The sequence below is a fragment of the Heliomarina baculiformis genome (assembly GCF_019966545.1).
Taxonomy (GTDB): Bacteria; Pseudomonadota; Alphaproteobacteria; order Rhodobacterales; family Rhodobacteraceae; genus Heliomarina; species Heliomarina baculiformis.
This window is the reverse complement of record NZ_JAIMIC010000005.1, coordinates 439461-462414: the sequence shown is the minus strand read 5'-3', so window position 1 is coordinate 462414 and position 22954 is coordinate 439461. Positions and strand designations below refer to the sequence as shown.

The window sequence follows — 22954 nt, the reverse complement described above, 5'->3', positions numbered from 1 at the left end:
AGGTGGCTAATCTTGTTATCGGACGCAAGGTTGGCCATAGTGTGCTGCAAGAGCCAATCCCTGCCAAATGCCTCTTTCGTCTTGAATTGGTTCGGATAGCCATTTCCACGATTTTTTTGCGGAGCCAACGCCTCTTGGGCTATAGTCACGATTTCACCGGTCTTACTGAAAAGGTCCAATGCACGGCGCCTGTTTTATGGCGACAGTTCGAAAACGTGCTTGCGGCCTACTGGGAAGCAACCGGCGAAGTGGAAGGGCAGGGGTTTTACGTCTCGGCCAACCCTCGCCTGAGTGTTTTCTTCTCTGATGTGAGTTCCATCAAGGTTCTCGGCAGCAAAGATAGCAGCCCCTTGGCGCGCGCGATTTACGTCCCGGCGGGGATGCAGTTGCGGACGTCCTTTACTGAAGCCGTCACGTTCTCACATCTCGATATCCATTTCGACTTCGCTTGGGCGGTCCAGTTTCTTTCGGCGAGCTTGCCGCGCTCCTCTGCGGTCACGCTCTTGGAGCGTCCGGCTGAATGCGACGACATTTCTGATCTTCAGGGTATCGCGCTCTTGCTCGCGGATGAATTGCGCATGCCAAAGCGAAATACGATTTACGCGGAAAGTATGGCGGCGAGTTTGTTGGCGGGCGTTCTTGATATCGATGCTGTTGACCAAGATCCGGTCAATGCCCGTCTTACAGCCTCGCAAATGCGAAAGGTGGTGGCGCGGTTTGAAGATGGCGGAGGAAAACGGCTGACCATTGCGCAGATGGCAGAGGCCGTTAGCCTTTCTGAAAGTTGGTTTTCACAGGTCTTCAAGAACACGACCGGGGTCACGCCACATCAATGGCAGTTGAACCGGCGCGTTGAAGAGGCGAGGGGACTACTTTCTAATTCAGAACTGTCTGTCGCCGACATAGCGGACCGACTTGGTTTCTCGGATCAGGCCCATCTGACCAAATCGTTTCGGCAACTCGTAGGAGAGACACCAGCTGCATGGCGTCGCAGTCATCGGACGCGTTGAAGCCGTCCTAAATTTACCTTCCACGCAAAGTAAAACCTCCCCATCCGCCCGATGAAAGACGGATGGGGACAAGTTGGCGTTACCATGTATGTCGCAGCGCGGCAGTGATGGTTCTGCCGTTATTGTAATAGTCCGCAGTCCCCCGGCCCACGACATACTGCTTGTCGAGCAGGTTACTAACATTCACTGTCAGCTCTGTATTCGGCGTGAAGGCATAGGAAAACGATGCGTCGATGTAGGTCTGCGACGGGCTCTCGCCGTTATTGTTGTAAACATTGTAGTAGTAGGATCCGACGTATCGTGCGCCTAAACCAACGCTCATGTCATTTCCGGGCAGATCATAATTCAGCCAGAGTGACGCTAGGTGGTTGGGAACAGCCGAGAATTCGTTTCCGTCAACGTTTACCCCCCGAACATCGCCACGCACGAATTCGGATTTCTGGTAGCTGTAGCCACCGATCAGGCTCAGATCTGCCGAGATTTCGGCTTTGCCTTCGAGTTCAAAGCCCCGTACGCGGGATTCTCCGATGGTCTGCCGTTCAATAACGCCGCTGGGAAGAACGACGGGAACAACGACGTTGTTCTTGGTCAGATCGTAAACAGAGGCCGTGAAGAGCGCGTTTATGTTCTCGGGCTGATATTTGACGCCGATTTCGTATTGCTCGCCACGTTCCGGCTGAGTTCCAATCGATGGCGGAGCGACGGATTCCACGTAGCTGAGGTAGGCCGAAACCTGATTGTTGATCTTGTAGGTCAAGGCGCCCCGATATGAGGACTCGGAAAAATCAGCCTGCGAGGTAGCTGCCGCAAGATTGTCCGTGTTGGTGATGTCAAGCCAGTCATGACGCGCACCGAAGGTTGCAATAACAGTGTCCGAGAAGGACAGGTTCTGCTGTATAAAGACCGATTTAGTCGTGAAATCGTTGGCCTGGACACTATAGGGGGCATACCCGGTCGGGGCACCAGTGTAGACGGGATTGTTCAGATCGATCTGCGTGTAGAGCCCATAAAACGCCGAACTTGTGTTTGAAGCGTCCCGGTATTCAAGCCCAGCAAGTGTGCTGCTGTCGATGCTGCCAAAGCTCGTATCGTACTGGAGAATGACGTTCCCGATGAGCTCTTCAGAGGTGCTGTCGGTCCCAAAATAGTAGCGATCGACCAATGATCCGACCCGCGCGGCATTATCTGACAGGTACACATAACCAAAATCGTCTTCCAGATCGCTGTAACGAAGATTGGCCCGCAGGCTCAGCCCGTTTTCGAATTCGTGCTGGAAGGCGGTTGAAATCGTCAGCCGGTCAACATCATGATAATTGAAATCGGGCTCACCGAAGAAAAGGCTCCGGTCATAAAGCTTGTCCAGCGGGTAGCCGCCGCTGTTTGGCGTACCCTCGCGTTTAAGGTAATCTACCGTGAATGTCAGCTTGGTATAATTTGTCGGTGCCCAGGTGATCGCACCAAGAAAGAACTGCTCATCGTCCTTCGATGTCGCGTATTCCAAGTCCGCATTCTGGACTTTGCCGACCACGCGGTAGGCAAGCGTTTCTTCCTCGTTCAGAACATCTCCGAAATCAAACCCGATTTCCGCGTGATTGTTCGTGCCGTAACTCGTGTAGACTTCACCAAACCGGTAGAACTTGGGCGATTTGGTGACGAAGTTGATTGTGCCGCCCGGGTCGGATGTACCAAAAAGGGTAGAGTTGCCACCTTTGATCACTTCAAGCCGTTCAAAAGCATAGGGTTCCTCGCGGACGCCGCGCATGCTGCCAAGTGTCAGCCCGTCACGGTAGGTCGACGCTTGAAAGCCGCGTACGAGGTAATAGTCGTTGCGGTCATCTGTCCCATAATAGTCAGTTACCACGCCCGGCGTGTATTCCAGAACATCTTCGACCTTGTCCGCATTGCGCTGGCTGATTTCCTTTTGGGTGATGACCGACACCGAGGCCGGCGTATCAAGGACGCTCGTGGCAACCTTGCCCCCTGTCCAGAGTTCTGAGGCCACGATCGATTCAGCATCGTCATCGGCTTCAGCGCCCATGTCCACGATGATCGGAGACAACCGGTAGGCACCGTTGGGGTTCAGATCATCCTGGGCGAAAGCGCTAAGCGGCAGGGTGACAAGTGCTGTGCAACCCAGAAGCAGGAAAGCCGATCGCCGCGCAGGTCGCGACAGTGAAGGACGGAAAGTTTTGGTCGGTGACCCCATGATGCGGTTCCACGGTTTGAGTTATCTTTGATGTTGGCTTGCTGTCCGGCCAAAGCGGCAGCTTGCTGTTCGCCATGATCCGAGCGGTTGGATCACTGACTGCGGTGGCATGAAAACTTCCTCATCACCTTTGATTTAGTCGTTTCCCACCGGAGACGCTCATAAGGCATCAGGAAACAGAAGTGTATTGTACAATCTGACTGTTTTTGTCAGAAACTTTGGAAACATGACATTTTTCATCCAATAATGGGCCCCCTTACAAGGCGTTTGCCTTGACGGAACTCCGTCATAGTGAAAAGCCGACAAAAATACTTGCCTATATCGAATCGAATGCGGAGGCGTCGAACCGCCCATGAAAAACCTGTTGAAAGCTGGTGCCGTCCTTGTCTCTCTCGCCTCTGCAGCCGGGATTTCCACAAGCACTTTCGCCCAAGAGTTCCCGGTGTCGGTTGATCATGCCTTTGGTACGACAGTGATCGTGTCGAAGCCGGAACGCGTCGCGACAGTGGCCTGGGCCAACCAGGAAGTGCCGCTTGCTTTGGGCATCGTGCCTGTCGGCTTTGCACGGGCGAATTTCGGAGATGCAGACGGGGATGGCGTTTTGCCTTGGGTATCCGAAAAGCTGAGTGAATTAGGCGCGGATACTCCGGTTCTTTTTGACGAAGGCGACGGCATAGATTTCGAGGCCGTCGCGGCCAGTCGCCCCGATATTATTCTGGCTGCATACTCCGGACTGTCCCGGTCGGAATACGACACTTTGAGCATGATCGCCCCGGTCATTGCATATCGGAAAGGTCCGTGGGCCACGGACTGGCGCGAGATGATCCGTCTGAATGCGGCAGGGCTTGGAATGTCCGAAGAAGGCGAGGATCTGATTGATGAGATCGACAAACAAATCACACAAGTGATTTCTGGATATCCTGAAATCTTGGGCAAAAGCGCGATGTTCATCACTCATCTTGATGTCCGTGATCTCAGTGTCATCCGATTTTACTCTGCCTATGACACACGGGTTCAATTCCTTAACGACCTTGGCCTGAAATCTCCGAAAAGCGTGATCGATGCAGCGGAACCCGGAAAATACTCTGGAGAGTTGAGCGCCGAGAAGATCGATGACCTGTCTGATGTCGATATCTTCATCACCTACGGTGGCGAGGCTCTTATCGACACGGTCAAGGCAAATCCCCTGACATCGCGAATGAAGGCCATTGATGATGGCGCGATTGTCCTCTTGGGTAACGATCCGGTCGGAACGGCTGCAAATCCCACGCCCTTGTCCCTGCCTTGGGTTCTTGAAGAATACGTCTCCCTGCTGGCCGAGGCGGCGCGCAAAGTGGAATGACCGCTAGTTCGTCGCCAGAATTTGTTGTCCGCACGTTGCGGCATTCCAGACGTCAATGGCTGGTCGTCGTCCTGTTTGCGCTCCTATGCGCGAGTGGATTGTCAGTGAGCTTGGGAACACGCGACGTCGTTTGGGCGGACATCTGGGCAGGTGCGACGGGGAATACAGAAACGATGGCGCAAGCCGTTGTGGCCGTCCGCGTTCCGCGCACTGTACTGGCGGTTCTGGCCGGAGCTGCGCTCGGGCTTGCCGGTGCCGTCATGCAGGGTATCACCCGAAATCCGCTTGCCGACCCCGGCATCCTCGGGGTGAATGCAGGGGCGGCAATGGCAGTCGCCATCGGCATCGCGTGGTTCGGTATGGATACGCTTGATGCCTATATATGGACGGCAATATCTGGGGCCGGTGTCGCGGCATGCTTCGTCTATACTATCGGATCGATGGGGCGTGGCGGCGCCACACCATTAAAAATGGCTTTGGCAGGCGCCGCGACAAGCATCGCTGCCGTCTCATTTACAATTGCAATTATCCTTCCAAGAAACGATATCGCCGGCGGAATTCGCATGTGGCAGGTCGGCGGTGTGGGCGGTGCCACTTTCGAGGCTATCTTGCCATGTCTCCCATTCCTGATTGCTGGTGTTACTCTCAGTCTGCTGTCAGCGCGAAGCCTCAATCTTCTTGCCCTCGGAGATGAAGCTGCGGCAGGCTTGGGCGCGCGGATCGCATGGGCGCGCGCAGCAGCCGCACTTGGCGCAATACTGCTTTGCGGCGCGACCACTGCTATCTGTGGCCCGATAGGGTTTGTCGGCCTCGTCGTGCCGCATGTCTGTCGCGTGCTCGTCGGAGTAGATCACCGCTGGCTATTGCCGTTTTCTGCGCTGACTGGCGCAATTCTACTGATCTGCGCCGATGTCGTAGGCAGGATCATTGCCCGTCCGTCTGAATTGGACGTGGGGATTGTGACGGCATTCATCGGGGCTCCGGTATTTATCTGGATTGTCCGCCAGCGCCGGGTGAAAGAGCTATGAGCACGGCATCTCAGACCACACTTGCGGATCAACTCGCGCAGATGCGTCAGCAACGCGCCAGGTCACGCAGTCGGGTCGTTACAACCATCTGTGGCGCCGTGTTGGCTGGGTTCGCCGTGACACTCTGCCTAGGGCAGTCGCTGACGCCGCCGATTGATGTGCTGCGCGTTTTGGCGGGAAGCGACGTGCCCGGAGCAAGTTTCACAGTTGGCACCCTGCGGTTGCCGCGTGCGATCGTGTCAATCATGGCGGGGATGAGCTTTGGCCTTGGCGGGGTGGTATTCCAGGCCATGCTACGCAACCCCTTGGCCAGCCCGGATATCATCGGCATCAGCACAGGGGCAAGCGCTGCGGCGGTTTTCGCCATCGTCATGCTCGGCTGGAGCGGTTTGGCTGTTTCGGTCGTCGCCGTTCTTGCAGGGTTCGGTGTCGCCCTGTTGATCTATCTGTTGGCCTGGCGTGACGGCGTCACGGGCACAAGACTGATCCTCGTCGGGATCGGACTGTCGGCCATGCTTGAAAGCTTTATCGCCTATGTTCTGTCCCGCGCACCAAGTTGGTCGTTACAGGACGCGTTGCGCTGGCTGACCGGCAGCGTGAATGGCGCGACATTGGGTCAGGCTTTCCCGGTGCTTGCATCACTGATCGTGTTCGGCAGCCTGTTGTTGACACGGCAACGTGCTATCGAAGCCATGCGCTTGGGCGACGACAGCGCTATCGCACTTGGCGTGCCCGTCGCACGGGATAGGGCGATTGTAATTCTTTCCGCCGTCGGCCTTATTGCTGTCGCGACGGCAGCATCGGGTCCAATCGCATTCGTTGCATTCCTTTCCGGGCCGATTGCTCTCCGGATCATCGGTTCCGGCAAGTCGCCGTTCATTGCGGCCGCTCTGATCGGCGCATTGCTTGTGTTGATTGGAGACTATGTCGGCCAGCATTTGCTCCCCGGACGTTATCCGGTCGGGATCGTGACCGGCGCATTGGGCGCGCCTTACCTTATCTACTTGATCGCCCGATCCAACAAATCCGGAGAGGGGAAATGACCAGATCGAACCTTGTCGCTGAACAACTTACAGCTGGGTACGATCACCGTGCCATTCTGAGGGGGCTCGACTTAAGCGTGCCGCCCGGTCAAGTCACCGCGATCGTCGGTGCAAACGCTTGCGGCAAGTCCACCCTGCTGCGCTGTCTGGCCCGATTGCTGCAACCGGAACATGGGAACGTGCAGTTGGATGGCCGCTCTATCCACCAAATCCAGACAAAAGAACTGGCGCGAAAGCTTGGCTTGCTTCCGCAATCGCCTCTTGCGCCAGACGGTATCACGGTCGCCGATCTGGTCAGCCACGGTCGTCACCCTCATCAGGGAATGTTTTCCCGCTGGAAGAAGTCGGATGACCTCGCCGTTGCAAAAGCATTGGAAGCGACAGGCAGCAGCGATTTGGCCGACCGGGCTGTCGATGAACTGTCTGGCGGTCAGCGCCAGCGCGTCTGGATCGCGATGGCGCTGGCTCAGGAAACGGATGTTCTCTTGCTGGATGAACCGACGACGTTTCTCGATATCTCTCACCAGATCGAAGTCCTCGACCTGCTGATCGATCTGAACCGGAACCGGGGGACCACCATCGTGATGGTCCTGCACGATTTGAACCTTGCGGCCCGCTACTCGGATTTTCTGGTCGCGATGCGAGAGGGACAAATTCACGCATCCGGGCCGCCCGACAAGGTTCTCACCGAAAGCCTTGTCGAAGACGTTTTCGGCCTGAGCAATGTCGTCATGATGGATCCGACCTCCGGAAAACCGATGATGTTGCCGCTTGGGCGCCACCGAATGATCTGTGACGAAAAGGGAATTGCACAATGACCTTTCCAGCAAAGGCCACAGCCAGGTACAGCGGCGAGATAGCTGGGGATCTATTGGTTCACATCGCGAACCATGTTCGAGAGGTCGATCTTCGGGTGCAGGAAACTGAATGCTCCTTGGTCGTCACACTTCCTCATGCAAGGGTCACCTTTGAGCGCGCGCAGAAAGTGTTGCAGGTGCGTATCGATGCTGCGGATAGGATCAACCTGCACAATATCCGCGAATATGTCCTCTACATCCTTGACCACGTCGCCCCCGGAATTGCCGCTGGGTCCGTCTGGGAGGGTGATATCTCCCATGGCAGCGCTCCGCCAAGTTTCACGACGGCAACAGTTGAAAAAATCTGGCGTGTCGCTCCGAACTTTCTGCGGATTGAAATGAGCTGTGACGACACGCGTCGTCTTGCCGATGGCAGGGGGATGCATTTCTCGCTTCTCTTGCCGCCTGAGGGAAATGCAGCGATCTGGCCCCGATTGGATGAGAATGGCAGAACTGTCTGGCCCAAGGGAAAAGACGCGCTCCACCGTGCGGTCTACACTTTCGTCAGTCTGGACGAAGTAGAAAACCGGTTCACTTTTGACCTGTTCGAGCACGAAGGGGGCAGGGCCACAGCTTGGGCACAAGCGGCCCGGCCCGGGGAAGTCGTTGGTATTATGGGGCCCGGCAGCGGTGATTTCCCGCCGGGACAGGACATGCTGATCGCCGGTGACGAAACAGCCCTTCCGGCCATACGTCGAATTCTCACTTGTTCCGCGCCTGACCGCCAGGGCAAGGTTCTGCTCGAGGTCGAAAGCGCGCGGGACATCTGTGATCTACCGCATCCGGATGCGATGGAAATCACGTGGATCCTGCGCGAAAAAGGCAGCGAACTCTGGGATCATCTCAAGAATGCCGATCTGCCCGCTTCACAAGATCGATACGTATGGATCGCCGCCGAAAAGGAACTGGTCCGAAAGGCAAAAAAGCGTTTTCGTGATCAACTGGGCCTTTGCCATGACAGGGGCTACTTCGCCTATTACTGGGCGTCCTGATTGGCGTTCGTAGGTCGCGGATGGATGTCGACCGCGTAGGATCTCGCCAGGGTTATCAATTAGATCCTAAATCCACCGGCTTTCCTCACGCGGGTAATTGCGTAGAGGCGCAGAGCACCATGCGCCAGCCGTTTCTGGCAGAAAACGGCAACTGAATCCGCACCCACGCCCTTATATTTACAACTTATGCGTGTTGCGACCCATCCGCCTATTCGATATCGTTGTGAGATATGATCTCAGGTTTTCAAGTCGTTTCAGTCTCAGGGGGCCTCCGTGAGCCGAATTATCCATATCTTTATACTGCTGATCCCTCTCTGTTTTTCGCTACAGTCCTCTTCTCTTTACGCTCAGGGCACGGCATCAGACGGCTTGGCAGACGAAACGCCAACGGCTGAAGAAGAAGCGCCGGCCGAGGACGCCGTCCCATCTTATCCAGCGGGTCTCGATAATCCCGAAATGGATATTGAAGAGTTTTCTATTCGCCTGATTCCACTCACAAAAGAAGAGCTATCCGAACTCGCGATCGTTTGGCAGCAGATCGCACGCGAACGAACGCAAGCGGTTGTCGAAAAACAGGTCGAACTGGAAAATTCCACAGACGAAAACGACAGTGCAACCCGTGAAGAATTGGTTGCCCTAACAGAAGAGCGCGGAGACGTATTCGATCATTATTCCGAAGTTGTCGATATGCTCGATAAAAAGGGCGGCGATGAGGCCGAGGTTGCCGATCTGCGATCCTATCGCAGCGCGATCATTGTTGAGGAGAAACAGCGCGCTGATTGGCGCACTCTTGCTCAAGAAGCTTTGAACTGGACCAGTTCCGAAGATGGCGGCATTCAACTGGCCAAGCGCGTAGGTGTCATTCTGATATCGCTGTTGGCACTTTTTATCGCCGCCCGGATCGTGCGTGGCTACGCGCATCGGTTGTTTCGTCGCGTACCAGACCTTTCAAAACTGCTACAGGCGTTCCTCGCAATGATGGTCTACTGGCTGACAATTGCCATCGGTTTGATGGTGGTTCTCTCGGCGCTCGGCGTCGATATAACGCCGCTATTTGCGATGATCGGTGGTGCATCCTTCATCATCGCCTTTGCGATGCAGGATACGCTCGGCAATCTGGCTTCGGGCCTGATGATCATGATAAATCGCCCGTTTGATGAAGGCGACTATGTCACGGTTGCGGGCACCGGAGGTACCGTGAAGTCGGTCTCGATCGTTTCGACGACCATCGTGACCCCTGACAATCAGGTAATCGTCATCCCGAATTCAAAGGTCTGGGGGGACGTAATCACGAATGTCACCGCCTCGGATACGCGACGTGTCGATCTCGTCTTTGGTATTGGATACGACGACTCGATTGAAGAAGCGCAGAAAACACTTGAAGAGACGGTATCGGCACATTCCCTAGTTCTTGCCGATCCTGCTCCGGTCATCCGCGTCAACGAGCTCGCCGATAGTTCCGTAAACTTCGTGGTACGCCCGTGGACCCGGGCCGCAGATTATTGGACGGTATACTGGGACCTCACACGCTCGGTGAAAGAAGCTTTTGATCGAAAGGGCATCTCGATCCCGTTCCCGCAGACCGATATGCATATCCGCGTTATGGGCGAAACGTCCCCGGCCGAGCTCACCGCAGGCTCTTCCGGTCGAGGTCGGCCCAAAGGCGCTCCGAATTTTCGAACAGGCGATGCTGGACCGGAAACGGCTGAAGAAATGGCTGGAAGCGAGCGTGACGGGTAGGTTCACTGCAAGATTTCGTGCAGCAGTGAATATGAACGAGACTTCAGAAGTGTGCGGAGCAGTAATGCTTTGCCTAAAGCTGCGATCCGATGGGAAGCACCGAAAGGATGCCCGCCTTGACTTGTTGCCAAAAGCTACCTGTCGGCTCCTGTCTGTAAACATGTCTCGCACCGTCTTCTCTGATTGTTTGCCAGGTGATCTGCCCGGTTTCATCCAGTCGAACCGCATAGGTATGATCCTGCAAAACGTCATCCAGCACGTCGGCCGCTCGCTGCGCAACTATCGGTGAATCGACGAGGACTCCCATTTCGGTATTTATGTTCACGGATCGTGGATCCCAGTTGAAAGATCCCACAAAGAGGTAGCGATCGTCGATGGTAAATGCTTTCGTGTGGAGACCCGAGCGGGACTGGCCCCAGTTCACACCGCGTTGATCGACCCGGTCGGCATCCGGTCTTAGCTCGTGCAATTCCACGCCACCTTCAAGCAAGGCGCGTCTTCTCTTGGCGTAGTGCGCATAAACTGGCGCGACGTCGTTCGATGCGAGCGAATTGGTAACGACCCTGACGTCGACACCTCGGTCTTCCAACTCGTTCAGCCATTCCACACCGTTCCTGCGCGGGACAAAGTAGGCAGACACGATGTTGACCGAGTCTTTGGCCGCCTCGAAATAGGGAACCAGTTTGGACGCGAGGATCGGCTGCGTAGTCGCATCTCCGGCGGCTTTTTCGGGCGGATCGGAATACAGGGTCGCGGGGACCCAATCGAGGTTCAGCGTGCGAAGTGTAAACTTGTCTTTTGCGGCCTTTCTCACTGCATCGGCATATCGTGTCTGACGCGCCTCGGTGACCAGCGCTCTCAGACGCTCCCGCGCATCATCCAACGCCACCTCCACCGGGTCGCCGATGACGACTTTGGCTGGAACGGCAAAGTCACTGTTCCAATAGGCGTCGAAATTGTCCGAGACCTGATTGACGACCGGCCCGGCGACCAGAATGTCGAGATCCGCATAGTTCATTTCTTCTTTCGCAAGGAAGTATTCGGCACCGATATTTCTGCCGCCAACAATCGAAATGGTGTTATCCGCAGTCATCGACTTATTGTGCATGCGCCGGTTGATGCGGTTGAAATCGGTAATACCGGCAAAGAGCAGGTTCTGGTCTCGCCAGAACGGATTAAAGAGCCGGATCTCAATATTCTCATGCGCGTCGAGCGCGGCTGTCATGGCGTCGTAGCCGGAAGTATCCATATCGTCGAGCAGGAGCCGAACACGCACGCCCCGGTCGGCGGCCTCAAGCAAGCTCCAGGCGAAAAGCTGTCCCGTCGGATCATTGTGCAAAAGATAGTACTGAGCATCCAGCGACACATCTGCCTCAGCGGCAAGCAACATGCGCGCGGCAAAGGCTTCTTCTCCATTGCTTATCAGTTTCACGCCCGATCGCCCATCCCGCGGATCGCCCAGCTTGCGCCGAACCTCCGCAAGCCTCGTGTCCGTCTGGGGTTTGGCTGCATAAGAAGGCGTTTTTGAGTATTCACGAGGTCCCGGCGAACAGGCGGTAAAAGACGCGCTTACAAGTACAAGAAAAAGGATTGTTCTCGCCATGATCTGACATCCGCACTTACTTCAGAAGTAGCCAAGCGCAACATCTTATTGCAACCTTAGCAAGTAATTTATTGTTCATCGCAGCCTCAGGGGGTGGGCCTGAAGGTCGGGGGCAAGCTTTGTGAGAATGGGGATTAGTAGCCAAATCGTGCGCCATCGTTCCCGGCTAACCATCCTTGTGGAAAATATCCGCTGCAGATGTTATAGAGATCCCAAAGCCAAGCATCGCGGGAGGACAAGATGCAACCAGAGCTTTTGACACGCCGGCGCGCAGTCCGCTTGACACTCGAACGCTACGACAAAGCTGACCGAGAGTGGCGTAATGCACTTGTGGAAATGAGAAGCTGGTTCCCGGTGTCTGCGGGGGCATTCACCGGTGCGATGGGAAATCCCGGGTCTCGCATCCGAAAAATCTACGACACCCGCGCCCGTGCACTTATGCAGTTCGAGGTTGCGCTGCGAAAACTCGAAAATGCCAGACAACGGCAATCCGAAAGTCACGCGAGCCGTAGGGTCCGGGTGACGATGTTGCACGGTAGCCAATATTTCTAGCCGGCGGTGTGATCCAAATATCGATCTGTAGCAGCGGCATAAGACGCAACCCTAAGCTAAACGGCTTAGGGCTTTTTCAGCTTGTTGGCGCTGATCTTTTTTGGGTCCACCCATGCGATGCTTCGGTTTCAATGAGGATCAACCATTCGCCGTTCTAAAGCCAATCTCTGCTCGGCACTCTCATGCTCCAAAAGACAGTTATGATGACTCGTTTGCTCGCACATGAACGGAGTGACCTAAGGGCACGCAGCAAGATACTTCCTTACTTTCAACCGCTTGCGCTCGGTGCAACCCGGCCTTGCAGTTAAATCTGTTACGTCTGCGCGGTGGGGCACCGATATAGCGGGAAACCAATCAAACCTGTTGCCTCCAATGTCCACGACCTTAGCCCAAGCGCTGCCAAAACCCGGATTGATCGAAGGAGGCCTCTCGCGCTGGCGCGAAGTTCTCGCAGACCACTACATGCGTCTGAGCGATCGGTCACGGCGTCTGCGTTTTCTTTCGCCTGTCAGCAAGCCTATCATTGAGTCGATGACGCAGAAAACTCGGCCAGCGGCGGTTCTTGGGATCGAGATTGACGGTAAGATGCGAGCTGTTCTCGAAATCTTCCATACAGAGGAAAACCATGCAGAGATCGGTCTCTCGGTCGAGGACGCGTATCAGGGTCGCGGTTTGGGGCGCCGATTGTTCGATGCTGGTCTGAACGTGGCTGCCGAACTTGGTATTGAAACGGCAGACTTCTTCTTTGACTCAGAGAACGTGAGAATTCGCTCCTTGGTCAAACGGGCGGGAGCAAAGATGCATTCCCTAGGCGGCGGAGAAGTCACGGCGGCGATCAACATCGATTCCGCTATGGCCGCGCGTGCTCCTAAGGTGAAACTCCAATAAAGCCATTCACTCGGTGGGTCTAACCAGAATTCCGTTCCTCAGCGCTGCTCGATACACGAGTAAACCGGGTCGTTTGATCTGGGTCAGTAAATCTGGGGCGTAATTCCTGCAAACTCATCAAAGCAGTTGTCTCACCGGATGATTTCGACCGGTGAAACCGCGCTGACTCATTTCTTCAAGGAGACCCCCGTTGAGCGCTTCATCCTATCCAGAACTGACACAAGGTATCTCAAAGCAAATTGCAAACCTCCGCAAAGACATCCCCGAAACCATGAAAGGGTTTTCGGAGATGGCAAAGGGCGCGTGTACCGCCAACGCGCTGGATGAGAAAAGCAAGGAACTCATTGCGATGGGCATCGCGATTGCTTTGCGCTGCGACGGCTGTATCGGTTTTCATACGAAGGCTTTGATCAAACTCGGTACGTCTCGCCATGAGTTCGAGGAAATGCTTGCCGTCACAATCTACATGGGCGGTGGGCCCTCGCTGATGTACGCCGCGCAAGCACTTGACGCATGGGAACAATTCGACGGGCCAGCGTCGTAGCGCAATCTGTAAAACTCTGATTATCAGGCATGGCGTGGACACCTGATACCTGGGCCGGCGCCATGTAGAATTTGCCGCAACGCGGCGGCCAGCGATCAGAGGTGTGACCCTCCAGAATTAATGCCGCCGACAAGAAACAGCGCCGAAAATCGCGCTCCCCTGGCCGTCGAAGTGTCTGTAAATCCATCGCAGAACCGTGAGAGACGGCGAGACCGGTTAATGATACAATAGCGATCATTAAGGCGACCGCTGTGAGTGCAGCAAGGGAGCTGCCTCGATTGTTTCGCCAACCGGTTGGAAACTTGATCGGAGGCTGTTCCATGGAAAATTCACCAACCAAAGACACGACAATAGGAAACCCGTTGTCCTGGACATTGCGTCAGCTGGGATTGACTGGAAGCCACGTTGCTTCCTCGGCAGAGCAGATCGGCGGAGAGCACGAGGTTTCCCATCCAAAGGTCCAGACCTTGGAGATGTCCGATCTGAGTGCGGCTTTGCGGGCGGGCTATCAGGATTTTCTGGCGAGCCGTTCCGACGCTGTTTTTGCCATATTGATCTACCCGCTAATGGGGCTCGTTCTGGTCGGCTTGGGCTTCCACATGAATTTTCTGCCATTGCTGTTCCCCTTGATCGCGGGGTTTGTCCTGATCGGTCCAATCGCAGCGGTTGGCCTCTATGAGATCAGTCGCCGCCGCGAAAAGGGTGAGGATGCGGGATGGCGTCACGTGTTAAGTGTCGTCAGCTCGCCTTCCTTCAGCGCGATCCTTGTCCTTGGACTGTATCTTTTCGTGCTGTTCCTGTTCTGGATGTTTTCGGCTCAGGAGATTTACAGGCTTACACTGGGGCCGGAAGCACCTGTTTCGCTCTCCGGTTTCCTTTCTGACGTTCTGACGACGCGGGCAGGGTGGGTCATGATAATCACGGGATTTGCGGTCGGGTTTGTTTTTGCTCTCGCAGCTCTCGCGATCAGCCTTGTGTCATTTCCCTTGCTTCTGGATCGACACGTTGGTGTGCCAGTGGCCGTGGTGACATCGGTAAATGTGTTTCTCAGGAATCCCCGCGTTGTACTCGCATGGGGCGCTGTCGTCGCGGCGGGACTTATTCTCGGGTCCCTCCCGTTCTTTCTAGGTCTGATGGTGACGATGCCGCTTCTGGGACACGCGACCTGGCACCTCTATCGCAGGGCAGTTCATTAATGCTTTCTGCGCCCGACACCCGAAGCAGATATGTTCGCTGTTAATCTGCGTCAGTGCAGCGCCAATTAGCTTTCCGTAGTACGATCAATTTGCAGCCGGCAACCTACTTTTCTTCACCGAAGGAAGCTATTAACCCAACAGCTCAAGCGGCCTGAAACGTTTTATCAAGAATCCGGCTTCCCGCTTATGCATTGGATTTCTGGCAGCTCGAATACGCCAGTTCTAGCACCGCATCTTGGCATATCCGGAAGCACCCAAATGTCCGTCCCGGCACGTTCACGGCGCACCTAGAGTGGCGCCAAGTAAGTGTCCAAAAGCCGATGGCACTCCTCGGGTTCGGGCATGCAGTCGGGACGTCGCTCCAAACCCATGCCTTGGTTCAGAGCATGCATGGCGCGATGCGCGAGCACTGGATGTCCGAAGAACGGGTGATCCCTAAGCTCGGTCTTCTTCTCGCCCTCCTGCGCTTCATAGATCACTTCGCCGTCCTTAATCGTGACCTGCACCTGAAGTTCGGCAAGCGTCTCTGGTTCGACTGCAGTCGGATCATCGGAAAGGATCACGAAATCCGCGATCTTGCCGGGTTCTATGGTTCCTTTCTGATCCTCTTCAAAATGCTGCCACGCCGGCCAGATCGTCAGGGCTTTCAACGCCTCCATCACACTCACGCGTTGCGCAGGCCCCAAGATATCGCCGGAACGAGTGCGCCGGGTCACGGTCGCCGATAGAATCCTCATACTATCGGGAAACGCCACCGGCGCGTCGTGGTGGCTGCCAAACATCATGCCTCGCTGACGCACCCAGCCGGTGGGCGAGATATTCTCGGCATTCACCGGCCCGACAGTATGGTCCCGGTGCCAGTCTCCCCAATAGTAGGTGTGCATGGGGAAGAGCGAAGGGAATATCCCCAGTTTCTGGATACTGTCGACCTGGTCTTCGCGCAGAAACTGGCCATGTATCAGCACCGGTCGATTGGTCGGCGGGCCATACTTCTCTTCTGCGGCCCCGATAGCTGCAATCAGCATGTCCGAGGCACCTTCGCCATTCGAGTGGACAAGAATCTGAAAGTTATTCTCAAAACACCAGTCTATCGAGTCGTTGATCTGTTGCTCTGTAACCGCCGCATAGCCCTTGTAGCCCGGCGGGTAGTCGCCAACCGGATCATAATAGGGCCGGTCCCGGAGCGCGGTAAAACCCTGTGGCGAGCCGTCGATCGTAAGCTTGCAGCCACCGACCCGTACACGCCCGTCGTAGTCCAATGAATGGGTTTCCTTGATGAAGTCCCGCGCCTCGATCACATCGGGAAAGGCAACCACATCGATGGGCAACTCGCCGGCCGCATCTACCGCTTTAAGGGCAACCACATTGCCAGCGCTCGACCGGCCTTCCTGCGCCGTAGTATATCCAAAACGAGCCCACAATTCGGCGCCGGCTTTGGCAAATTCCTCGAACCCTTCGGGACCAAGCTGGCTCAGCAGGGGAACAAGGGCGCCGAAGAATGCATATTCCTCAAGCACGCCATTGGGATTGCCGTCGTCATCACGGCGTATCACACCGCCCGGCGGATTTTCACTTTCGGTTGTAATGCTGGCAATTTCCAAAGCCTTGCTGTTGGCGACGCCGAGATGTCCGGACTGGTGAATGACCAGGATCGGAACATCTGCGGAAACCGCGTCCAGATCTTCGCGCGTCGGGTGACGAAGTTCCGCCAGTTGCGCATTGTCGTAACCAAAGCCGATAATCAGGTTGATCGCGTCCACGCTTTCTTGATTGGCCTCTATCCATTCGCGCAACCCCTGCTGCAGGCTGGCAATATCAGTCACCGGGCCATCGGGAGGGGCCAGCATGTTCGCCGAAAGCGCCTGAATGCCGCCAATCACCACATGACCATGACTATCGACGAAACCGGGCAGCATCGTTCGCCCGCCTAGCTCGAATATTTCGGTATTCTCACCTCTATGCGCCGAGACATCATCCATCGATCCGACGGCAAGGATCGTGCCTTTCTTCACGGCGACGGCTTCTGCCCGCGGTTGCACGTCGTTGATGGTCAGGATTGGCCCACCAAGATAGATCGCATCGGCAATTTCTTGCGCCTGGCAGGCTCCGAAGGTCACTCCTGTTCCCAGAATCAAAGCGATGCCATTCAAAATATTTCGCATCGAAGCATCCTTCCCACTCATCTTTTGAACTCAACTATAAGGCGAATATCTTTTTGGCGCTACCATATTATGGGTGGTCTCTAAGGTAGGGTTGGCCGGGTTAGCATGCGCGCAGATCTGGGGCCGCTGAACTTCATCACTCTCCAATAGCGTGTAAGCAACAATTCCGCAGTTTGGGTTTTCCGGTCTATTCTACTCTATGCGCTGGAGAATCCTTTTTGTTCTGGCAATCGCCCGCGCGTCGATGGCGCTTCAGTTCGCTTCCATCGGCGCCTTGGGCCCGTTGTACGAGGACGCCTTTCAGATCGATACCACCGATCTCGGCTTGTTGGTCGGCATCTATTTTCTGCCGAGCGTGTTCGGCGCGCTGCCAGCCGCAATGTGGTCGAACAAGTTCGGGGAAAGACGTGTCCTGTTATGTGGTCTCGCCTTGATGGTCATTGGCGCAATTGTCGTGGCGGCGAGCGATAGCTGGCTCGCGCAGGCGGTCGGGCGGATCGTGTCGGGGAAGGGTGCCGTCTTGCTGAACGTTGTTTCGGGAAAACTTGTGGCCGATTGGTTTTCGGGTCGTGAACACGCCACGGCCACGGCTATTTTCGTCCATTCGTGGTTCGCCGGTATCGCCGCAGCCTTGTTGATCATGCCGCCGATCGCGGAAAGCATCGGGCTCGCGGGTGCAGGCTGGGTTGTGGTGGCAATCGCTGTGTTCGCGTTGGTGAGCGTCGCCATTTGCGATCTGAAGTCGGATCACAGATTGCTCTCCAGTCTGGTAGCGCAGGTGTTGCCAGGTAGGCCCATGATCTTGCTCATTCTGCTCGCCGGAATGGCATGGGGAATGTACAACGGCGCTCTTGCCATCATCCTGAGCTTCGGCCCGGCAGACCTGGTCGGACGTGGCAGATCCCTGATAGAGGCAAGCGCCGTTACCAGCATTCTGATCTGGTGCGCCGTGGGGGCTGGTATTATGGGAGGTCTGATCGCCGATCTTTTCCATCGGCCGCTAACTGTTCTCTTCGTTTCAACGACGACCATGCTGGTCGCCATGGTATCCTTCCCATTAATGGATCGGGTCGTTCTGCCTCTGCTGTTCCTCGGGTTCGCCGCAGGTCTCCCATCAAGCCTTTTCCTCGCCTTGGCTGCAAGCGCGCTGCAACCTCAGGAAAGGTCTTTCGGACTCGGCCTCTTCTTTACGGCACATTTCCTCGTTTTCTCATCGGCCCCGGCACTGGCAGGAAAGGTGGTCAGCCTCTCCACCAATTCCGAGGCGTCATTTCTTTTCGGTGCTGCTTTGCTTTTCGTTGCAATGTTGCTGGCGTTTCTATGTCTCAAAATTCATCGAATAACCGCTGCGCGCAACGTACCGATTTGACCGGAAGCGGGCGCGTTAAAAGCCGCCATTCCTACCTTGATTGCTGGCATGGACGCGAAAATAAGCACTTTCAACGCTTTGTTGCACGTGTAGTTCGCTCCTGTAAGGCGACCGGGAAACGAAACGGTTTCCAAAGAAAGCGGCGTCATATCTGGCTGCAGCAAAGTTCTTTGTTAGATGGCCTATGATCAATCTAGTCAAAAGCGGCGCATCAAATTGGAGAGCAGGTTCTATAATGAATTTCCTGACCAGTCGGGCAGGGGCAATAAATCCCGCCTTCGCGTTTTCTTGGGTGCCAAGTCGGTTGTCACGTGCGCACCAGCAATAACGATGCCCTGCACGCCGGGCAGCTGTAAACCGTCTCATCAAAGTCAGGTTAGCAGCGGCGAAAGCGCCTACGCAACGTTTGCTCTCTCCGTTTCCAGCGATGCCTGCATATTGGTCGGCTTTCAGCCGCGCCTGCGACCCGGGACTAATACCGGAACAACGACGGTGTCATGATCCGTCTCTTTGTCTATGCTGGCATACACTTTTCTCGAAGTAACGAAGAACTTGAACAACGGTTCGTTGGGGGCTCCCTCGGGGGAGACACTCAATATGATGATCGACTTGGAAGACACGCCGGCCTCACTTGGACTTAGTTTTCCGTCATTTGTCTGGAACGGAACCGAAGCCAATCCTTGCAATGCCAGTAGTTTCGGCAAGTTCATCTTATCCAAACACAGCCGACGAATAGCTGCAGAGCCCCAGTCTTTGCCACAACCATCTGGGTGCTAAAGGTGGTTGCTTATTCACGCGAGCGTCGCGACAATTTTCTGCAAATCAGCGGAGGAAAACAGGCCTGTTCGCTCGCCAGAAACACCTGCGAAATCTGACGATTTCAGTACTTGCGCGCCACATGTGAACGCGCTAATTGAACGTCGCAAACCTGCCTGCAGACGGGCGCTTACGGTCGGACTGGCCGATATTCGGTAAAGTCTGCATCCCGGTCCGGTTTCGGTCAAACGCGCACAAAGGCGATGGGATCGAGCAGGGCAAGGAAGGCAGGCAGGAAAGAAAGTGGCCGCTGTAGCTCAGCTGGTAGAGCACGTCATTCGTAATGATGGGGTCGGGGGTTCGAGTCCCTTCAGCGGCACCACTTTCTTTGAAACTTTCCCTTTCTAGCCCTTAGACTTCTGTCTCGAGGGTTTATGCTCCAAGAGATCTTCCTGCACAAATCGGAACGAAATCTTATCCCACTCGGCTTATGATGCAGAAAAACATCGCCGGAACATTGCGACATAGCGGCCCGATTGCGCTCGGAACGAAGCGGGGGCAACCTGTCCGGTGACGCGCCAAACGGAAATCGGACACATGAGTTTCAAGCAGATCTGCACCGCCCTTTCATTCGGACTCGTTTCGGGCCTCGCTGCCTGTAGTCCAACGATGCAGTCCTCCACAGGCGGCACCTATGGGCCAGTTCCTGAAGAGGTCCGCGCGCTCGCCGCCAGCTATCAGGATGTGAATACAGCGCGCATTTTGCCGGAAGATGGCTGTTACTGGTACGAACACTCCGGCCCTGTCGAGACAACGCTCTTGCCGCTGCTCACAGCCGAGGGTCGCCCGATCTGCACATCGGCATCGGCATCGGCGGCCACGACCACCGGCTGACGGGGCCTAGCCCCGCTTCAGCCGATAAATGCTTCAAGATAGTTCAGGATTGTGCCGCCAACACGGTTTCTGCGGGGTGCAGAATGGCGCGGCTCCCGATCGTAACCTGATCATATAACCCGATGATATGCGCCATTACCATCCGGACGCATCCCGAGCTTGCCCGACCGCCAATCGAGCGCGGGTGGGGGGTGCCGTGAATCCGCAGATAGGTGTCGCGATTTCCCGTATAAAGATAGAGCGCGCGCGCACCCAGCGGATTGCTCGGCCCGCCATCCATACCATCCGCATGTTGCGCATATAGCTGGGGGTCGCGGGCGATCATGTCACCCGTTGGCGTCCAGCGCGGCCATTTCGCCTTGCGCCGAATCGAGTAGTTGCCCGGTTCGTAAAGGCGACCGCGCGCGATGGCGACGCCATAGCGCATCGCCGTTCCATCGTTCTGGATGTGGTAGAGATAGCGAGCAACCGCATCCACGTGGATATCACCGGGCGTCAGGTTCGATCTGGCCTCCACGCGCGTCGGCAGAAAACGCGGGTGGAACCCCCACGGGTTCGAAACAGAAGGTTCATATCCCGCTGGCGTGACCTGTGCGTCCCACCTTGCCCATTGCCCCGTTGTCGCGGCTTGGGCGGTTGAAGCAAGTGGAGCCGAGAACAGCGCAGCACTGGTTATCAGGAATTGTCTTTTTGTGAACATTTGCGACCTATCGTTGGCTTGGCGTAAACGGGCTAGCCGATAAAAACTATCGATACCTCATGTTTTATCTGGTTGCAGGATGAAACAAGTCAAATGCGAATGGTTGATGAATATACGCGGCATCCCGGCCACTATATCTGCGTGTAGAATTGATCCTTCGTCTCGCCCGCTGGGGTAAAATCGCTTCAAACGCCATGCCTGCAGCGGTTCCGACATGATGCCAGAATAATCAATAAAATTCTCACAATAACCAGATTTGCTGCATCACAGAGAAAGCTTGTTTCAGCCCTAGCTTTGACACGGTTTGCGCCAATCTACGCCGCTGAGAAGTCCCGTCTAAAGGCAATACGCAGTATGATTACAGTTCTTTCGTGCGTCGCGGTACAGCACGATATCAGTCTGGTTGTTCTGGCTGCAATTCTGTGCACCTTCGGAAGCTGGGTCACCTCGCGACTCTATCGCCATTCGCTGGACCGGTCATTCCGGCAGGCGATATCTTGGCATCTGTTGACGGCGCTGACCGCTGGGGTTTCGATCTGGTGCACGCATTTCGTGGCGATGCTCGGATTTCGCCCGGACGTGCCGGTCAATTTCGATCTCGGGCTCACTTTTGTCTCGCTGTTGATCGCGGTTCTGGGCAGCGCGATGGGTATTTTCATTTCCTCCGCGCTCAAGATGCGGTTCGCCCCGGTGATCGGCGGCGCAATTTTCGGTCTTGCGATCGCGGCCATGCACTATGCCGGTATGATCGCTTATCGTGTGCAGGGTATCGTCTACTGGCGCGAAGACTTCCTGATTGCCTCGATCATCCTGTCCGTCCTCTTTTCCTCGGTCGCGCTTTATCTGGGAAGCAAGCCGAGAAAGCAGGGCGAATATCAGATGGCGATCCTGCTGACGGTCGCCATCGTCAGCCTGCATTTTACCGGTATGACGGCGTTTCGCGTCGCGCCGCTCAGCATCTCGGGCGATTTCGTCAATCCCGAAGCTTTCAAAGTGCTCGCAATTGCCATCACGGGAACTGCGCTCATCATCGTCATGGGTGCGCTTTTCAGCTACGCGGTGGAAAACCGCACGCGCATGGAAAGCATTGCCGAACTGACGGCCGCCAGAAATGCCGCTGAAAGTGCAAGCCGCGCGAAATCGGAATTCATGAGCGTGCTAAGCCATGAACTGCGGACACCGCTGACGATCATACTGGGGTACTCCGGTATTCTGTCGCAGCTAAAGGTAATCAATGAACAGAAAAAGCCGCCCGCCGAGGGAACAGTCGACCTTGCCGCCGTGCAACTGGGCGAGCAGGTGGATCTTTACGGAAAGAAAATCTCGGTCGCGGCCAATCATCTTTTAACGCTCATCAACGAGATCCTCGATTACACCAGCATGGAACTAGGCGATGCGAAACTCATCCGGACGTCTTTCCCGGTGCAAGAGTTGCTGGCCGAGGCCGAAGACCAGTTTCAGGAACTCGCAAATCAGAAATCGATCACGCTCCATGTGGAAAGCGACGGTATCGTCGCCCATGCAGATCGCGGTCGTTGCCTGCAAATCCTGATCAACCTCATCGGCAACGCATTGAAATTCTCCAAGTCATCCGACGTGTTCATTCGCGGGAAGATCGAGGAAAACGGGTTCTCCATCGAAGTCGAGGACAACGGCTGCGGCATCAAGGAAGAAAACCTCGGTGTCATCTTCCATGCGTTTCAGCAGATCGAGGACGCGGACAACCGGTCCGAGGGCGGGACCGGTCTTGGCCTCGCCATTTGTCGAAAGCTTGCAATTGCACATGGGGGTGACATTTCGGTGGAAAGCGTTGTCGGCTCCGGCACGACCTTCAAGGTTACGATGCCCGCCTCCGCAGTTGAGGGCGTCGGGCCGGAGGCTGTGAAACGGTTGGAAATGAGCAACCTCCGCATGGCTGGCTGAACACTGGCCCCGACGCATAAATCAATCTGTTGCTGGGCCGCACGCTCGGCCGACCTGTGCGACAGAAGCACCGCAAGGGGCGCAGATCCCTCCCATGCGCCCTGGCAATTCAACGCGACGAAAGCGTCAGTTTTAGCTGTGCCATGCAC

At 55.7% G+C, this 22954-nt stretch carries 17 protein-coding genes and 1 tRNA gene; 14 read left to right on the top strand and 4 right to left on the bottom strand.

What is annotated here, in order from left to right; translation table 11 throughout:
* The first annotated feature begins 2 nt into the window (after positions 1 to 2).
* Positions 3 to 1010 (top strand): helix-turn-helix transcriptional regulator, encoded by a 1008-nt coding sequence (locus tag MF268_RS25395; protein WP_238371533.1) that lies wholly within the window; start codon positions 3 to 5, stop codon positions 1008 to 1010.
* Between the two features lie 79 nt (positions 1011 to 1089).
* On the opposite strand, the gene MF268_RS14270 is transcribed toward MF268_RS25395, so the two are convergent.
* Positions 1090 to 3216, bottom strand: coding sequence for a TonB-dependent siderophore receptor (locus MF268_RS14270; RefSeq protein WP_238371532.1), 2127 nt, complete (start codon positions 3214 to 3216; stop codon positions 1090 to 1092).
* 352 nt (positions 3217 to 3568) lie between these two features.
* Here MF268_RS14270 and MF268_RS14265 point away from each other — a divergent pair, with 352 nt between their 5' ends.
* The 6 genes from MF268_RS14265 (at position 3569) to MF268_RS14240 (ending at position 10218) form a co-directional block, all read left to right on the top strand.
* Positions 3569 to 4558 (top strand): iron-siderophore ABC transporter substrate-binding protein, encoded by a 990-nt coding sequence (locus MF268_RS14265; RefSeq protein ID WP_238371531.1) that lies wholly within the window; start codon positions 3569 to 3571, stop codon positions 4556 to 4558.
* Complete coding sequence (locus MF268_RS14260) at positions 4555 to 5586, top strand: FecCD family ABC transporter permease (protein ID WP_238371530.1); 1032 nt, start codon at positions 4555 to 4557, stop codon at positions 5584 to 5586. Before MF268_RS14265 ends, MF268_RS14260 begins: the two co-directional genes overlap by 4 nt.
* The gene (locus MF268_RS14255; RefSeq protein WP_238371529.1) at positions 5583 to 6629 is read left to right on the top strand and encodes a FecCD family ABC transporter permease; all 1047 of its coding nucleotides are present in this window, start codon (positions 5583 to 5585) and stop codon (positions 6627 to 6629) included. The genes MF268_RS14260 and MF268_RS14255 overlap by 4 nt, the downstream gene beginning before the upstream one ends.
* Positions 6626 to 7447 (top strand): ABC transporter ATP-binding protein, encoded by an 822-nt coding sequence (locus MF268_RS14250; RefSeq protein WP_238371528.1) that lies wholly within the window; start codon positions 6626 to 6628, stop codon positions 7445 to 7447. The genes MF268_RS14255 and MF268_RS14250 overlap by 4 nt, the downstream gene beginning before the upstream one ends.
* Entirely contained in the window at positions 7444 to 8478 is a 1035-nt protein-coding gene (locus MF268_RS14245; RefSeq protein ID WP_238371527.1) for a siderophore-interacting protein, read from the top strand. Before MF268_RS14250 ends, MF268_RS14245 begins: the two co-directional genes overlap by 4 nt.
* 273 nt (positions 8479 to 8751) lie before the next feature.
* Positions 8752 to 10218 (top strand): mechanosensitive ion channel family protein, encoded by a 1467-nt coding sequence (locus MF268_RS14240; protein ID WP_238371526.1) that lies wholly within the window; start codon positions 8752 to 8754, stop codon positions 10216 to 10218.
* Positions 10219 to 10291: 73 nt separating this feature from the next.
* Here MF268_RS14240 and MF268_RS14235 read toward each other — a convergent pair whose 3' ends face one another.
* Positions 10292 to 11650, bottom strand: coding sequence for a phospholipase D family protein (locus MF268_RS14235; protein WP_238371525.1), 1359 nt, complete (start codon positions 11648 to 11650; stop codon positions 10292 to 10294).
* Between the two features lie 1095 nt (positions 11651 to 12745).
* On the opposite strand from MF268_RS14235, the gene MF268_RS14230 reads away from it, so the two are divergent.
* The 3 genes from MF268_RS14230 (at position 12746) to MF268_RS14220 (ending at position 15001) form a co-directional block, all read left to right on the top strand.
* Positions 12746 to 13261: a GNAT family N-acetyltransferase gene (locus tag MF268_RS14230; RefSeq protein ID WP_238371524.1), complete on the top strand. Its 516-nt coding sequence runs from the start codon at positions 12746 to 12748 to the stop codon at positions 13259 to 13261.
* Between the two features lie 190 nt (positions 13262 to 13451).
* Complete coding sequence (locus tag MF268_RS14225; RefSeq protein WP_238371523.1) at positions 13452 to 13805, top strand: carboxymuconolactone decarboxylase family protein; 354 nt, start codon at positions 13452 to 13454, stop codon at positions 13803 to 13805.
* Positions 13806 to 14125: 320 nt separating this feature from the next.
* Positions 14126 to 15001: a DUF2189 domain-containing protein gene (locus MF268_RS14220; protein WP_238371522.1), complete on the top strand. Its 876-nt coding sequence runs from the start codon at positions 14126 to 14128 to the stop codon at positions 14999 to 15001.
* Positions 15002 to 15288: 287 nt separating this feature from the next.
* Here the strand turns inward: MF268_RS14220 and MF268_RS14215 are convergent, their stop codons facing one another.
* Entirely contained in the window at positions 15289 to 17163 is a 1875-nt protein-coding gene (locus MF268_RS14215) for an amidohydrolase (protein ID WP_238371521.1), read from the bottom strand.
* 199 nt (positions 17164 to 17362) lie between these two features.
* Here MF268_RS14215 and MF268_RS14210 point away from each other — a divergent pair, with 199 nt between their 5' ends.
* The 3 genes from MF268_RS14210 (at position 17363) to MF268_RS14200 (ending at position 20182) form a co-directional block, all read left to right on the top strand.
* A complete protein-coding gene (locus tag MF268_RS14210; RefSeq protein WP_273545023.1) occupies positions 17363 to 18532 on the top strand; it encodes an MFS transporter in 1170 nt (389 codons plus the stop codon).
* Between the two features lie 1062 nt (positions 18533 to 19594).
* A tRNA-Thr gene (locus MF268_RS14205) sits at positions 19595 to 19670 on the top strand.
* Positions 19671 to 19885: 215 nt separating this feature from the next.
* A complete protein-coding gene (locus MF268_RS14200) occupies positions 19886 to 20182 on the top strand; it encodes a hypothetical protein (protein ID WP_238371519.1) in 297 nt (98 codons plus the stop codon).
* A 43-nt stretch (positions 20183 to 20225) separates the two neighbouring features.
* Here MF268_RS14200 and MF268_RS14195 read toward each other — a convergent pair whose 3' ends face one another.
* A complete protein-coding gene (locus MF268_RS14195) occupies positions 20226 to 20882 on the bottom strand; it encodes a L,D-transpeptidase (RefSeq protein WP_238371518.1) in 657 nt (218 codons plus the stop codon).
* Positions 20883 to 21236: 354 nt separating this feature from the next.
* Between MF268_RS14195 and MF268_RS14190 the strand changes: the two genes are divergently transcribed.
* Positions 21237 to 22805, top strand: a complete 1569-nt coding sequence (locus MF268_RS14190; RefSeq protein WP_238371517.1) for an MHYT domain-containing protein — start codon at positions 21237 to 21239, stop codon at positions 22803 to 22805.
* The last annotated feature ends 149 nt before the right edge of the window (positions 22806 to 22954 follow it).